We start from the raw sequence: 15,609 nt of genomic DNA on the forward strand, positions 1-15,609 counted from the left end.
CAGGCGACCATCATGCGCGTACCTAAGACCTTTAGGCAAATATGAGAGGGCTCAAGGAACGGTTACGCCCCTCGCACCGGTACCGTCACCGTCCCCCTCCCCTCCCCCGTCGTGCCCGTCGCCTCGTCGACCACGCGGTACGGGCGGTCGATGCGTTCGGAGGTGACCGTGAGGGTGTCGCCGTCGCGCGTCAGCCGGAAGGTGGCGGCCGTGGCGCCCGCGTGGTCCGGCACGGTGACGGTCGTAGCGTCCCCCTCGCCGAACACCCGGAGGGTGAGCCCGTCGAGCCAGTCGCCGTCCGGGCGCCGGTCGTCGCCGCCCCAGGGCAGGACCGCGCCGGGGCGGACGAGGACCGGGAGGCTGTCGAAGCCGTGGGTCTCGTGGCGCCAGGCGGGGCCGGTGACCGTCTCGCCGGTGAGCAGGTGGGTCCAGGTGCCCTCGGGGACGTAGTACTCGACCTGCCCGTCCTCCGTGAAGACCGGGGCGACCAGGAGGTCGGGGCCGAGCATGTACTGCCGGTCGAGCGTGCGGGTGGTCGGGTCGTCCGGGAATTCGAGGAGCATCGGCCGCATCACGGGGATGCCGGTGCGGTGGGCGGTGGCGGCGGCACCGTAGAGGTACGGCATCAGCCGGTGCTTGAGCAGGGTGAACTTCCGGGCGACGTCCACCGCTTCCTCGCCGAACTCCCACGGCACCCGGTAGGACACGTTGCCGTGCAGCCGGCTGTGCGAGGAGAGCAGCCCGAAGGCGAGCCAGCGCTTGAAGACCGCCGGGTCCGGGGTGCCCTCGAAGCCGCCGATGTCGTGGCTCCAGAAGCCGAACCCGGAGAGCGAGAGGGACAGGCCGCCGCGCAGGGACTCGGCCATCGCCGTGAACGAGGCGAAGCAGTCGCCGCCCCAGTGGACGGGGAACTGCTGGCCCCCGGCCGTGGCGGAGCGGGCGAAGAGGACGGCCTCGCCGTGGCCGCGCTCCTTCTCCAGGAGTTCGAAGACCGTCCGGTTGTAGATCTGCGCGTAGTAGTTGTGCATCCGCTCGGGGTCCGAACCGTCGTGCCAGACGACATCGGTCGGGACGCGCTCGCCGAAGTCCGTCTTGAAGCAGTCGACGCCCTGGTCGAGCAGCAGCCGCAGCTTGCCGGTGTACCACTCCCGCGCGGCGGGGCTGGTGAAGTCGACCAGCGCCATCCCGGGCTGCCAGAGGTCCCACTGCCAGACGTCACCGTTGGGGCGGCGGACGAGATGGCCGAGCGCGGCACCCTCCGCGAACAGCGCCGACTTCTGGGCGATGTACGGGTTGATCCACATGCTGATCCGCAGCCCGCGCTCCTTGAGCCGGGCGAGCATGCCCTCCGGGTCGGGGAAGACGTCCGGGTCCCAGAGGAAGTCCGACCACTGGTACTCGCGCATCCAGAAGCAGTCGAAGTGGAACACGGAGAGCGGGATGTCGCGTTCGGCCATGCCGTCGACGAACGAGGTGACGGTCTCCTCGTCGTACGAGGTGCAGAAGGACGTCGTCAGCCACAGGCCGAACGACCAGGCCGGAGGGAGCGCCGGGCGGCCGGTGAGCGCGGTGTAGCGGGCCAGCACCTCCTTGGGCGTCGGACCGGCGACGATGTAGTACTCCAGCGACTGGTCCTCGACGCTGAACTGCACCTGCCCCACGGACTCCGAGCCGACCTCGAAGGAGACCTTGCCGGGGTGGTTGACGAAGACCCCGTAGCCGCGCGAGGAGAGGTAGAACGGGATGTTCTTGTAGGCGAGTTCGCTGCTGGTGCCGCCGTCCGCCTGCCAGATGTCGACACTCTGGCCGTTCTTGACGTACGGGGTGAAGCGCTCGCCGAGCCCGTAGACGTTCTCGCCGACGTCCAGGGCGAGTTGGGCGATCATGTGGTGGGCGCCGTCGGGGGTGGTCGCGAAGGCGGTGCCCTTGGCGTCGATCCCGGTCAGGCGGCGCCCTTCGGCGTCGAGGAAGGTGAGGCCCCAGGGCCCGTCGGCGTCCATGCGCAACGTCAGCGGGCCGCTGGTGAGTTCGGTACTGGAGCCGTCCTGCCGGGTGCGGGCGCCGGAGCCGGCCGGGTCGAGGCCGGGCAGGGCGAAGTCCGGGCCCCGGGGGGCCTTTCCGGCGTGGTGCGTGGTGCGGACGCCGATGATCCCCTCGGCCGGGGAGAAGCAGTCGACGGTGATGAGCGGGGTGTTGAGGGTGTCGCCGCGCGCGGCCACCCGTTTCACCGCGGCGTACGCGGTGAACCGGTCGGCGTCGACGCGCAGATCGCGGATCTCGGTCGCGTAGGAGGCGCGTACGCCCTCACGCATGAGCCAGAAGCCGTCGGTGAACTTCATGCGGACTCCTTGCCGGGGGCATCGGAAGGGGGAACGGGGAGGCTGCGGGATCTCACGCGCCGGCCCCGGTGAAGTCGAGCCGGGCCAGCCGGACCGTGCCGCGCAGCACGACGCGCAGGTCGCCGGTGCCGGAGGCGGCCAGAGCGGCGTGGACGGTGCGGTGGTCGTACGGTCCGTCCGTGGCGGGCACCGGGACGGTGACGGTGGCGCCGCCGACGGTGATCAGGACGGCCCCCTCGCCGGAGGCAAGGACCTCGACGCCGCTCGTACCGGAGCCGAAGTCGCAGCGACGGTAGAGGAGTTCGTTGGCCTCGTCGGTGGCGGTGACCGCGTCGCCGTCCGTCTTCGCCCGGTCCACGATCGCGGTGCCCAGCTGCTCGTCGTAGTCGGCCGCCTCCAGGCCACGGGCCAGGACCGGACGCGGCCCGGCCGGTTCGCCGTCGACGGTGACGACCGTGACGCAACGGATGTCCGTGCTGGACGCGCCCGCCTGGATCTCGTACGCCCCGGGCTCGACGGTCCAGCGGCCGTGCGCCACGTCCCAGTGGCCCAGCTCCTCGACCGGCACGGTGAACGCGACGCGCTCCGCCGCCCCGGGTGCCAGGTGCAGCCTGCGGTGCCCGGCGAGCTGGCGCAGCGGCCGGGGCACGGACGGGGCCACGGCCCGTACGTACAGCTGGGCGACCTCGTCGGAGGCGACGGCGCCGGTGTTGGTGACGTTCAGCGAGACGTGGAGCAGGTCCCCGTCACGGACGGCGGTCAGGTCGCTGTAGGTGAAGTCGGTGTAGGTGAGCCCGTGGCCGAACGGGTAGAGCGGGGTGCCCTTGTAGTAGAGGTAGGTCTGCCGCGAGCCGATGATGTCGTAGTCCAGGAGGTCCGGCAGCTCCGCGTCGGAGGCGTACCAGGTCTGCGGGAGCCGCCCGGCCGGGGAGACGTCGCCGGCGAGGACGCGGGCCAGCGCGGTGCCGGCCGCCTGGCCGCCGTGCGCGGTCCACAGCAGCGCGGGCAGTGTGGCGGCGGCGTCGGCGAGGGCGTACGGGTAGGCGGAGGTGACCGCCAGGACGGTGCGCGGGTTGGCGGCGTGGGCGGCGCGCCAGAGGCATTCCTGCTGGGCGGGCAGGTCGAGGGTGGCACGGTCCTCGGTCTCCCGGCCGTTGATGTGCGGGTCGTTGCCGACGACCACGATCACGGTGTCGGCGGCCGCGGCGGCGCGGGCGACGGCGTCCTCGCCGCGCTCGGTCACCTCGATCTCGAAGACGGTGCCGGGGGTGGCGGAATTCTCCTCGTCCGGGGCGGCAACCTTTACGCCGTCGGCGGCGACTGAGACATACCCACCCGTTCCGATGTGCAGAAGGCGGTGACCGCCGGCATGCCCTTCCACCGCCTCCCAGCGGAAGGTCTCCTGGACGATCCAGCCGCCCGGCTCGTCCGCGGAGGCGCGTACGCAACCGTCCTCGGCGACCGAGAGGTAGCGGCCTTCCGGCTCGCGCAGGGTGATCACACCGCCGCCCCAGTCCACGAGCGCCAGCTCGGACGGGGTGTCGGCGCAGGTCAGCGGGGGCAGGTCGGTGCGGCCCGCGAGCAGCGCCGGATCGAGGGCGCCTTCCGCGCCGCGCGCCGCGTCCCCGGCCGGGTCCGCCTCGGGGATGTGCAGCCAGCCGTCCGCGCACTTCAGGTGGACCAGGTCGGCGCCCTCGGCGTAAATGACGTGGTCGGCGCCGAAGCGTGCGCGGAGTCCGTCGAGCGGGGTGGAGCGGTGGATCAGGGTGCCGCTGTACCAGTCGAGCTTGCAGGCGTCCGCGAGGAGCCCGACGACGGCGACGGTGCGGCCGGTGTCCGGGTCGAGCGGCAGCAGGCCGTCGTTCTCCAGGAGCACGACGGCCTGCTCGGCGGCCTCCAGGGCGAGCGCCCGGTGCGCCTCGGTGTCGAGCGCGTCGGTGTCCGCGTACGGGTCCAGTCCGGGGTCGAACTCACCGAGGGCGAAGCGCATATGGAGGAGGCGGCGGACGGCGGTGTCGATGTCGTGCTCGTCGATGAGGCCGCGCTTCAGGGCGCCCTGGATGCGGCCGGTCATGACGGAGGAGTCCTGGCCGTGGTCGGTGAAGCTGTCGACGCCGGCGCGCAGGGCGGCGGCGGTCGCCTCCTCGTGGGTGTCGAAGTAGTGCTCGGAGTCCACCAGGTTGGTGGGTGCGCCGGCGTCGGAGCAGACGGCCAGGGGCTGTTCGGTCCAGCCGCGCAGGTGCCGGGAGAGCAGCGGCGACACATGGTTGGGGCGCCCGTTGACCAGGTTGTACGCGGGCATCACCCCGGCCACCGCGCCGGAACGGACCGCGTCGCGGAAGGCCCTCAGGTCGTATTCGTGCAGCACCCTCGGGCGGACCGAGGAGGACGAGGTGTCGCGGTCGGTCTCGTTGTTGTGGGCGAGCCAGTGCTTGAGGACGGGGGCGGTGCGCCAGTAGTGCGGGTGGTCGCCGCGCAGTCCCCGGGTGTACGCGACCGCGAGGGCGGAGGTGAGCCCGGCGTCCTCGCTGTACCCCTCCTCGCCGCGCCCCCAGAGCGGGTGGCGCAGGAGATTGACGGTGGGGGCCCAGACGTTGAGCCCGACCCGGTCGTCGTGGGCGCGCTTGGTGCGGACCTCGTCGCCGACGGCCTCGCCGATGCGGCGGACCAGGTCGTCGTTCCAGGTGGCGCCGAGCCCGACGGCCTGCGGGAACACCGTGGCCTCCCCCATCCAGGCGACGCCGTGCAGGGCCTCCTGGCCGGTGCGGAAGGCGGCGAGGCCGAGCCGGTCGACCGCCGGGGCGAACTGGTGCAGCATCGCGACGCGCTCGTCGGGGGTCAGCCGCCCGAGCAGGTCGTCGACGCGCTCCGCGAAGGGCAGTCGCGGATCGCGGAAGGGCTGCGGTTGTTCCGTCACGTACGGGTCCTTCGTCAAAGGTGGGAGGTATGGCGGTGCCGGCGCGTCGTGCGGGCCACTGAACAGCCTCGGACGATCTTTCGAAGCGCTTCGATGCTCAACGGCCGACCCCGCGCATGTCAAGGCCCCGCTCTCCCCTTCTCCCGCCCGCGCGCCTTCATTGCACCCGAGACGAGAGAGAGACAGGTCGGAGGAATCTGTAAACGGACTCTTGTGCGGCCGGGACCCTTCACTTAACCTCGCTGCAACATCGAAGCGCTTCGACAGAGCTTCGACGGACTTGCGACGGGGCGCCCTCGCCCCTGATCCCCGGGACGGCGACACCGTTGGGCGCCTCCCTGTTGAACCGCCGCACCTGGTGCGCCTCGAAGGGTTGACGCAATGACGCCGAATTCCTCCCCCTCCGCCTCCGCCCCGAGCCGGAGAAGCTTCCTCGCCACGGGCGCGGTGGCGGCCGTCGCCGTGGTCGGCGGGGTGCCGCTGCTCGCCGCGTGCGGCGGTTCCGGCTCCGGTGCCGGGAGCAAGGAGGGCACGACCACGGGCAAGGCCCTGAAGAAGGTCGTGCCGAGCTACGTCCCGCTGAATCTGGTCCAGCCCGACGTCCCCGGCGTCAACGGTTCGAGCCCGGGCTTCACCAAGCTCCCCGACCCGCTGGTGGTCTCGGTCAAGTCGGTGCCGGGCAAGGGTTCGGCGTTCCGGGTGATGACGCCGCTGTGGGGCACGGTCCCGAAGAAGAACAACCCGTACTACACGGCCGTGAACAAGGCGGTCGGGGCGACGCTGAACTTCGACCCGCAGGACGGCAACACGTACCAGGACAAGATCGGCGCGGTCCTCGCCGGCTCGGACATCCCGGACGTCATGACGATCCCCGGCTGGAACATGCAGGGGCAGATCCGCAACGCCATCACCGCGAAGTTCGCCGACCTCTCCCCGTATCTCGCGGGTGACGCCGTCAAGAAGTACCCCAACCTGGCCAACATCCCCACCGGCGCCTGGCAGTACTCGGTCTTCGGCGGGAAGCTGCGCGGCCTGCCCATGCCGACGCCGGTCATCGGCAACGCGATCTTCTACCGCAAGGACCTGACCGGCTCCGGCGCCGTCCCGGCGAGCGCCGACGACCTGCTGGCCTTCGGCAAGGAGTACACGGCCCCCAAGAAGAAGGTGTGGGCCTTCGACGACCTGTGGACCTGCATCCAGAAGATATACGGGCTGCTCCCGGACGCACCGCACTACTGGCAGCTGGAGAACGGCAAGCTGGTCCACAAGATCGAGACGCAGGCGTACCGGGAGGCGCTGGCCTTCGCCCGCAAGCTCCACGACGGCGGTTACGTCCACCCGGACGCCGAGGCCAACAAGGACGCCGACGCCAAGATCCGCTTCACCAGCGGGCACGTCGTCATGTACAACGACGGCACCGGCGGCTGGAAGGGCATGGTCACCGAACAGGCCTCCGCCAACCCGAAGTTCGACATGCAGGCGCTGGACTTCTTCCACCACGACGGCGGCGAGCCGGTGCTGTGGCAGGACGACCCGGCGGGCATCTTCACCTTCCTCAGCAAGAACCTGTCCAAGGAGAAGATCGAGGAGTTCCTCGCCATCGCCGACTACGCGGCGGCGCCGTTCGGCACCGAGGAGTTCATGCTCACCAACTACGGCGTGAAGGGCACGCATTACACGATCAAGGACGGCACCCCGACGTACACCCCGCAGGGGGTCGAGGAGGCGCAGCCCTCCACGTTCCTGTTCGTGGCCTCGCCGCCCACCTCGATCGCCTACCCGGACCAGCCGCAGCTGGCCAAGGACTACGCCGGCTGGATGGCGCGCCAGGCGCCGCACATCAAGAAGCCCCTCTTCTTCGGCATGCAGGTGGTCGAACCGCAGCGTTACGCCTCCCTGTACACCCCCTTCGACGACCTCCAGAAGGACATCCGCCGGGGCCGCAAGAAGGTCGCCGACGTCGAGGACGCGGTGAACACCTGGAAGAAGAGCGGCGGCGACAAGCTGCGCGACTGGTACCAGGACATCCTCGACAAGAACGGCTCCGGCAACTGACGCGTACGTACGAGAGGCAAGGGGGCCGCCGGGCACACGGAGCCCGGCGGCCGGGGTCAGGAGCACGACATGGGGAGCACAGGGTGAAGGCACGGGCCACGGTCGCGGCCGGCCCGGACCGCACCGCCGACGGGGCGAGCGTCCCGGCCGGCAGGAGCGGCGCCGGGGACGGCGACGGCGGGCAGACGAGGAGCGCGGGCAGGACGCGGGCCGGGGGCGTGCCCGAGCCCCGCCGGGAACAGGGCGGGATCACCTGGCGGCAGCGGCTGCGGCGCGACCGCACGCTGATCCTGATGACGATGCCGGCCATCGCGCTGCTGCTGATCTTCAACTACATCCCGCTGCTCGGGAACATCGTGGCCTTCCAGGACTACGACGTGTACGACCTGGGCATCACGGGCAGCCCGTTCGTCGGGTTCGACAACTTCACCCGGATCTTCGAGGACTACCGCTTCTGGGAAGTCCTCGTGAACACGCTGGTCATCTTCGTGACCCAGCTGGTCCTGTTCTTCCCGATCCCGATCGCCATCGCGCTGCTGCTCAACACGATCATGAGCACCCGGGTCAGGGCCTGGGTGCAGGCGGTCGTCTACCTGCCGCACTTCTTCTCCTGGGTGCTCGTCGTCACCGTCTTCCAGCAGATGTTCGGCGGCGCCGGACTGGTCGCCCAGTGGCTGCGCGAGCACGGCCACGAGGGCTTCGACCTGATGACCGACCCGGGCTTCTTCAAGTTCCTGGTCAGCGCGCAGGCCGTGTGGAAGGACGCCGGCTGGGGCGTCATCGTCTTCCTGGCCGCGCTCGCCGCCGTCAACACCGATCTGTACGAGGCCGCCGCCGTCGACGGGGCGGGCCGCTGGCGCCGCATGTGGCACGTCACGCTGCCCGCGCTGCGCCCGGTCATCGCCCTGCTGCTCGTCCTGCGGGTGGGCAGCGCGCTCAATCTGGACTTCGAGCAGATCCTGCTCCAGCGCGACCAGGTGGGCGCGGGGGCCTCGGAAATCCTGGACACCTACATCTGGTGGACGGGCATCAAGACCGGCGACTTCGGCTACGCGGCCGCCGCCGGGATCTTCAAGGGGCTGTTCAGCGTCGCCATGGTGCTGGGTGCCAACAAGGTCGCCCACATGCTGGGCGAGCAGGGGGTGTACTCCAAGAAATGACAACTCTCCTGGACCACAGGGCGGACCCGGCGCCCCCCACCGAGACACGCCTCCGGCGCGCCCTGCGCATCGAGCCGCGCCCCGTGTGGGAGGAGGAGCCGACGAAGGCCGGCCTCGCCTTCAAGGGCTTCGGGCTCGTCGCGATCTGCGCGGTCATCATCGTCCCGATCTGGGTCGTGCTGGTGACCAGCCTCTCCGACACGAGGACGATCAACGACGCGGGCGGCCTGGTCGTCTGGCCCCAGCACCTCACGTTCGTCGCGTACAAGGAGTTGCTGAGCGGGGGCGCAGTGACCCGGGCCGCCGCCGTCAGCGTCGGTCTGACCGTCGTCGGTACGGCCGTCAGCATGGTCGTCTCGATCCTCTGCGCGTACGGGCTCAGCCGCCGCGACTCGTACGCACACCGCCCGCTGCTGATGACGCTGATGGCGACCATGTTCTTCGGCGCCGGGCTCATCCCGACGTATCTGCTGGTCACCGGGATCGGGCTGAGCGACAGCTACTGGTCGATGATCCTGCCGAGCGCGATCAGCGTGTTCAACGTGCTGGTGCTGCGCGGCTTCTTCATGGACACCGCGCCCGAACTCATCGACGCGGCCCGCATCGACGGGGCCGGCGAGTGGCGCATCCTGCTCCAGATCATCATGCCGCTGTCGCGTGCGGTGATCGCCGTGATCTCGCTGTTCTACGCGGTGGGCTACTGGAGCCAATGGTTCAACGCGATGCTCTACATCCAGGACAGCGACAAGTACCCCTTGCAGATGATCCTGCGCCAGCTGGTCCTCCAGCACCAGGTGCCGCCGGGCGCGATGGGCGCGGCCGTCAGCAACGGCCAGATCAACAGCCTCGCCGTGCAGATGGCGGTGATGATCCTCGCGCTGATCCCGGTCGCGGTGCTGTCGCCGTTCGTCCAGAAGCACTTCCAGAAGGGCATGCTCACCGGCGCCGTGAAGGGCTGATCGACAAGACGCCCCCTGAACCCCACCCAGTAGAACCGGAGACGCCATGCCGTCCCTGCGCGACGCGGCCCGTGGCCGCATCCTCTTCGGAGGCGACTACAACCCCGAGCAGTGGCCCGAGGAGGTGTGGGAGGACGACGTCCGGCTGATGAAGGAGGCCGGGGTCAACTCCGTCACCCTCGGCGTCTTCTCCTGGGCGAAGATCGAACCCCGGCCGGGCGCCCGCGAGTTCGACTGGCTCGACCGGCTGATGGACCTGATGCACGCGCACGGCATCGGCGTCGTGCTCGCCACCCCGACCGCGTCCCCGCCGCCCTGGATGGGGGCGCGGCACCCGGAGACGCTGCCGCGCGCCGAGGACGGGTCGATCGTCTGGTACGGCTCGCGCCAGCAGTTCTGCCCCAGCTCGCCGGTCTACCGCCGTTACGCCGCCGCGCTCACCGAGGACCTGGCCGCGCGGTACGCACGGCATCCGGCGCTCACCGTGTGGCACATCAACAACGAGTACTGCACGCACTGCTGGTGCGACGAGACGGCGGGCCACTTCCGCCGCTGGCTGCGCGCCCGGTACGGGACGCTCGACGCCCTCAACGAGGCGTGGGGCACCGCATTCTGGAGCCAGCGCTACGACGCGTGGACGGAGATCCTGCCGCCGCGCAAGGCGCAGTACATGAGGAACCCCACCCAGGTGCTGGACTTCAAGCGCTTCACGTCCGACGCCCTCATGGAGTGCTTCACCGCCGAGCGGGACATCGTCGCCCGGCACACCCCGCACATCCCGGTGACGACCAACTTCATGCCGCTGTGGTCCGGGCAGGACGCCTGGGCCTGGTCGGCCGAGGAGGACATCGTCTCGGTCGACGTCTACCCGGACCCGCGCGACCCGTGGGGCGGGCAGTACAACGCGATGCTCGCCGACATGACGCGCTCGCAGGCGGCCGGCCCGTGGATGCTGATGGAGCAGGCGGCGGGCGCGGTGAACTGGCGGGGCGTCAACCACCCGAAGCCGGAGGGGCTGAACCGCCTCTGGTCGCTCCAGTCCGTGGCGCGCGGCGCCGACGCGATCTGCTACTTCCAGTGGCGGCAGTCCCGGCAGGGCTCGGAGAAGTTCCACTCGGGGATGCTCGGCCACGCCGGTGAGCGGGGCCGCGCCTTCCGCGAGACCCGGCAGCTGGGCGGCGAGCTGGCCGCGATCGGCGCCGCCGTCTCCGGTACGGGCGTGACCGCCGAGGTCGCCGTCCTGCACGACTGGGACGCCTGGTGGGCGGGCGCCCAGGAGGGCGCCCCGTCCGCGCTGCTCGACTACGCGGAGGTGATCCGGCGCTGGCACCGGGCGCTGTGGGAGAACGGCACGCCCACGGACTTCGCCCGCCCCGACGCCGACCTCGGCCGGTACAAGGCGGTCCTCGTCCCGCACCTCTACCTCCTCGACGACGCGGCGATCGACAACCTCGTGGCGTACGCGGCGGGCGGCGGCCGTCTGGTCTGCGGCTTCTTCAGCGGCGTCGCGGACGTGGACGACCGCGTCCGGCCCGGCGGGATGGACGCCCGCCTGCGCGAGCTGTTCGGGATCGCCACCCTGCACGAGTGGTGGCCGCTGGACGCGGACGAGACCGTGGAGTGCGACGGCTTCCGGGGCACCCTCTGGTCCGAGGAGCTGGAGGCGGCCGAGGGCACCGAGATCCTGGCCGCCTACCGCGACGGCGAGCTGGCCGGGCTGCCCGCCGTGCTGCGCCGGGGCCGCGCGGTGTACGTGTCGACGCTCCCCGAGCCCCCGGCGCTGCGGGCCCTGCTGGCCGACGTGGTCCGGGAGGCCGGAATCGAGCCGGTCCTCGCCGGGCTGCCCGAGGGGGTGGAGGCGGTGCGCCGGGGCGAGCTGCTGTTCCTGCTGCACCACCGCCGCGAGATGGTCACCGTGGCCGTGCCCGGCGTGTACGAGGACCTGCTCACCGGGCGCGTGGTCACGGACCGGATCGCGCTCGGCCGCTACGGCGTCGCGGTGCTGCGGAGATCCGCGCCGTGACCGGGCGCACCGACATCGACTCCACCTGGGAGCCGCGCCCCGCCGCCCGCTGGGAGGACGCCTTCCTCGGCGGCAACGGCCGGCACGGTGCCATGGTGTACGGCGACCCGGCCGACGACCGGGTGATCGTCAACCATCACAGCCTGGTCCGGCCCAACGGCAGCGAGCATGTCCGGCCGCCCGAGCTTGCGGACCGGCTGGGCCGGCTCCAGAGCGCGCTGCTCGCCGGGGACACCCTGGCCGCGGAGCACTTCGGCGCGGGCCGGCCGCTGGTGTGGGTGCAGCCCTTCCACCCGGCCTTCCGGACGCGCGTCCGGCCGGTGCCCGGGAACGCCGCCGACCCGGCCACCGGGTACCGCAGGGCGGTCGACTTCGCCACCGGTGAGATCACCGCCGTCTGCGAGTCGTGGCGCAGCCGCGTCTTCGTCTCGCGCGCCGACGACGTGATCGTCCAGCACATCACCGGGCCGGGGCTCGCCGTGGACGTGACGCTCGACCACGCCCTGCCCGGCGCCCCGGCGCGCCTTGCGGTCGGCCGGAGCACGGTGCTCACCCCGGACGGGGCCCGGCTGACGCTGCGCGCGGGCTATCCCGACAGCGACCTCGCCTACACCGGCGCGACGGTGCTCCGCACGGAGGGCGGGCGGGTCGCGGTGGCGGGCGACGGCGTCCGGGTCGAGGGCGCGCGGGGCCTGTTGCTGCTGACCCGGGTGCGCCGGCACGCGGGCCACCTGGACCTGGCGGCGGAGTGCGCGGCGCTGCCCGGTGACGGGTATGCCGCGCTGCTGGCCCGGCATGTGGCGCTGCACCGGCCCGCCTTCGAGCGGGCGGCGCTCACGCTGGACGCGGACCCGGCGGAGCGGGCGCTCCCCGGCTCCGAGTTGCTGCGGTGGCCGGACAGCCCGGCGCTGCTGGAGCGGCTGTGCGCGGCGGGCCGCTACCACCTGCTGTCGGCGTCCGGGGCCCTGCCGCCCCGGCTGACGGGGCTCTGGACGGGCGACTGGGACACCGCGTGGTCGGGGGCCTTCACGACGAACGCCAACCTGAACCTCCAGATCGCCTCGGCCGCCGCGGCCGCGCTGCCGGAGGTGTCGGAGGCCCACGCGGCGCTGGTGTACGGGCAGCTCGCGGACTGGCGGGACAACGCGCGGGCCATCTTCGGGGCGCGCGGCATCGTGGCCCCGTCGCACACGGACGGCGAGTCCGGGCACACCCGCCACTACCAGCGCGCCTACCCGCTGCACCTGTGGACGGCCGGCGCGGACTGGCTCCTGGAGCCGCTGATCGAGCACGCGGAGACGACGGGGGCCGAGGACCCCCGGCTGACCGCCGCCCTGCACGAGACCGCCCTGTTCTACGAGGACTTCCTGACCCGGACCGGCCCGGACGGGCGGGTGGCCGTCGTGCCCTCGTACTCGCCGGAGAACCGTCCGGCCAACGCGAGCTGGGTCACGGTCGACGCGACGATGGACCTGGCGGCGGCCCGCCACGCGCTCACCGCGTCGGCCGACCGCTCCCCCGGCGCCCCGGTCGCCGCCCGCCGCCGCGCGCTGGCGGACCGGCTCGCCGACTACCGGGTCAACGAGGACGGCGCGCTCGCCGAGTGGGCGTGGCCGGGGCTCGCGGAGACGTACGACCACCGCCACCTCAGCCACCTCTACCCGGTGTGGCCGCTGGACGCGATCAACCCGTACGACACACCCGGGCTCTCCGCCGCCGCGCACCGGGCGCTCGCACTGCGGGGCGCGGAGAACGACTCGGCCCACGGCCATCTCCACCACGCGCTGATCGCGGCCCGGCTGCGGGACAGGGCCCGGGCCTCGGCGGCGGTCCGGGCGGTCCTCGCGGGCGACTTCTTCCACGACTCGCTGATGAGCGCCCACTACCCGGGCCGCGATGTGTACAACGCGGACGCGGCGCACGCCCTGCCCGCCGCCGTGATCGAGTCGCTGGTGCAGTCGACCCCGCACCGGCTGGTCCTGCTGCCCGCGCCGCTCGCGGGCTGTCCGGGCGGTGAACTGCGCGGTGTGCGTACGCGGTTCGGCGCGACCCTGGACCTGAGCTGGTCGGCCGACGGCACCGCGACGGCGGTCCTCCGCCCGGCGCGCGACGCCCGCGTCGACGTCCGCACGGGCGACGGCCACACCCTCACCGAAGCCTCCGCCGGCTCCCCCTCGGCTCCCCTGGAGCTGACGGCCGGTGTGGACCGCGTCCTGGAACTCCGGCCGCGGTAGCACCTCCCCCCACCCACCATGGAAGGACGACCATGGCACCACGCACCCTCAACAGGCTGGCCCTGACCCCGGCGGTGGCGCTGGCGGCGCTCATCGGCTTCGCCGCCGCCCCCGCCCAGGCGGCCGTCTGGTCCTCGTCGGACCAGTGGGGCACGTACACCACCTCCGACAACTACACCCTGTACAACAACATCTGGGGCTCCGGCGCGGGCACCCAGTCCATCTGGGCCAACTCCTCGTCGGACTGGGGCGTATGGGCGGACCACCCGAACACCGGTGGCATCAAGTCGTATCCGAACGCCAAGAAGGTGGTGAACAAGCCGATCGGCTCGCTGTCGTCGCTCACCAGCACGTACAACGTCACCGTCCCGTCGTCCGGCGCGTACAACACCTCGTACGACATCTGGGACAGCGACTACGACTACGAGGTCATGCTCTGGGTCAACTACAACGGCGCGGTGGGCCCGTTGGGCACCTCACAGGGCAATGTGACGCTGGGCGGGCACACCTGGACCGTCTACAAGGGCGACAACGGCGCCAACCAGGTGTTCTCGTTCCTGCGGACCTCGGACTCCACCTCGGGGACGGTCGACATCCTGCCGATCCTGAAGTGGATCAAGGACACCAAGGGCTGGTGGGGCAACGAGACCATCGGTGACGTCCAGTTCGGCTACGAGATCACCTCGTCGGCCGGCGGGCTCGACTTCCGTACGAACGGATTCGGCGTCTCCGCGCGCTGACCCGCGCAGCTGAGGAGCCGGCCCCCGCGCGGGGGCCGGCTCACGCGTCACGCCGGGGCGCGCCCGGTGCTCTCACGCACCGTCAGTTCCGGTGCCAGCAGCTCGACTTCGTCCGTGCCCCGGCCCGACAGCTTGGCGACGACGTGCTCGACGGAGCGGCGGCCCATCTCCTGCGCCGGTATGGCGACGGAGGTCAGCCGCACCGACGCCTGGGTGGCCACCTGCTCGGGGCAGATCGCCACCACCGACACGTCCTCGGGGACGGCCTTGCCCTGCTGGCGCAGCAGGTTGAGCAGCGGCTCCACGGCCGCCTCGTTCTGCACGATGAAGCCGGTCGTGCCGGGGCGCTCGTCGAATATCCGGGACAGGGTCTGGGCCATCGCCGCGTACCCGCCCTCGCAGGGGCGGTGCAGGACGCGCACGCCGGTCTCCTGCGCCTTGGCGCGTACACCGTCGACGGTCCGCTCGGCGAAACCGGTGTGGCGCTCGTAGACCGCCGCGGCCTCGCCGATGACGGCGATCTCGCGGTGGCCGAGGCCGGCCAGATGCTCCACGCAGAGCGCCCCGGTCGCCTCGAAGTCGAGGTCCACGCAGGTCAGTCCGGTGGTGTCGGCGGGCAGGCCGATCAGGACGGCGGCCCGGTCCGCCTCGCGCAGCAGCGGCAGCCGCTCGTCGTGCAGCTCCACGTCCATCAGGATCATCGCGTCGGCCAGCGAGCTGCCCGCGATCCGCCGCACGGCGGCCGGTCCCTCCTCACCGGTGAGGAGGAGGACGTCGTAGCCGTGGGTGCGGGCGGTGGTGGCGACCGCGATGGCGATCTCCATCATCACGGGCACGTACATGTCGGTGCGCAGCGGCACCATCAGCGCGATGATGTTGGACCGGCTGCTGGCGAGCGCCCGGGCCCCGGCGTTGGGGTGGTAGCCGAGCTGCTGGATGCTCTGCTCGACGCGCTCGCGGGTGGCGACGGAGATGGAGCGCTTCCCGCTGAGGACGTAGCTCACCGTGCTCGCGGAGACTCCGGCGTGCTGCGCGACCTCGGCCAGGGTGACCACGGAACTCCCTCACGGTCGAATTCGGCGAAGCGCTTCGACTCCGCTCCCTCCAGTCGTGACGTGGAGAGACAGCGCGAGCCTAGCCCTGCCGTGACAGCATGTCCAGACCACTGTCGAAGCGCTTCGA

The 15,609-nt window shown here is 71.6% G+C and carries 9 protein-coding genes; 6 read left to right on the forward strand and 3 right to left on the reverse strand.

Going from position 1 to position 15,609, the window contains the following annotated elements:
- Window positions 1-62: 62 nt before the first annotated feature.
- Together yicI and NEH16_RS03870 are read right to left on the reverse strand one after the other, a co-directional pair.
- Entirely contained in the window at window positions 63-2,339 is a 2,277-nt protein-coding gene (gene yicI, locus NEH16_RS03865) for an alpha-xylosidase (protein ID WP_265539206.1), read from the reverse strand.
- A 52-nt stretch (window positions 2,340-2,391) separates the two neighbouring features.
- A complete protein-coding gene (locus NEH16_RS03870) occupies window positions 2,392-5,256 on the reverse strand; it encodes a glycoside hydrolase family 3 C-terminal domain-containing protein (RefSeq protein WP_265539208.1) in 2,865 nt (954 codons plus the stop codon).
- 447 nt (window positions 5,257-5,703) lie between these two features.
- Here NEH16_RS03870 and NEH16_RS03875 point away from each other — a divergent pair, with 447 nt between their 5' ends.
- The 6 genes from NEH16_RS03875 to NEH16_RS03900 all read left to right on the forward strand — a co-directional run bounded on the left by NEH16_RS03875 (window position 5,704) and on the right by NEH16_RS03900 (window position 14,427).
- Window positions 5,704-7,311 carry an extracellular solute-binding protein gene (locus NEH16_RS03875; RefSeq protein ID WP_265547058.1) on the forward strand — a complete coding sequence of 536 codons (1,608 nt, stop codon included), beginning with the start codon at window positions 5,704-5,706 and terminating at the stop codon, window positions 7,309-7,311.
- Between the two features lie 83 nt (window positions 7,312-7,394).
- Window positions 7,395-8,471 carry an ABC transporter permease gene (locus NEH16_RS03880; RefSeq protein WP_265539210.1) on the forward strand — a complete coding sequence of 359 codons (1,077 nt, stop codon included), beginning with the start codon at window positions 7,395-7,397 and terminating at the stop codon, window positions 8,469-8,471.
- Window positions 8,468-9,430, forward strand: coding sequence for a carbohydrate ABC transporter permease (locus NEH16_RS03885; RefSeq protein ID WP_265539212.1), 963 nt, complete (start codon window positions 8,468-8,470; stop codon window positions 9,428-9,430). The genes NEH16_RS03880 and NEH16_RS03885 overlap by 4 nt, the downstream gene beginning before the upstream one ends.
- Window positions 9,431-9,476: 46 nt before the next feature.
- The gene (locus tag NEH16_RS03890; protein ID WP_265539214.1) at window positions 9,477-11,453 is read left to right on the forward strand and encodes a beta-galactosidase; all 1,977 of its coding nucleotides are present in this window, start codon (window positions 9,477-9,479) and stop codon (window positions 11,451-11,453) included.
- Entirely contained in the window at window positions 11,450-13,687 is a 2,238-nt protein-coding gene (locus NEH16_RS03895; protein ID WP_265539216.1) for a glycosyl hydrolase family 95 catalytic domain-containing protein, read from the forward strand. Before NEH16_RS03890 ends, NEH16_RS03895 begins: the two co-directional genes overlap by 4 nt.
- A gap of 32 nt (window positions 13,688-13,719) precedes the next feature.
- Window positions 13,720-14,427, forward strand: a complete 708-nt coding sequence (locus NEH16_RS03900; protein WP_265539218.1) for a glycoside hydrolase family 12 protein — start codon at window positions 13,720-13,722, stop codon at window positions 14,425-14,427.
- 47 nt (window positions 14,428-14,474) lie between these two features.
- Here NEH16_RS03900 and NEH16_RS03905 read toward each other — a convergent pair whose 3' ends face one another.
- Entirely contained in the window at window positions 14,475-15,482 is a 1,008-nt protein-coding gene (locus tag NEH16_RS03905; protein ID WP_265539220.1) for a LacI family DNA-binding transcriptional regulator, read from the reverse strand.
- Window positions 15,483-15,609 lie beyond the last annotated feature (127 nt).

The organism is Streptomyces drozdowiczii, assembly GCF_026167665.1.
In the GTDB taxonomy this organism is placed as follows: Bacteria; Actinomycetota; Actinomycetes; order Streptomycetales; family Streptomycetaceae; genus Streptomyces; species Streptomyces drozdowiczii_A.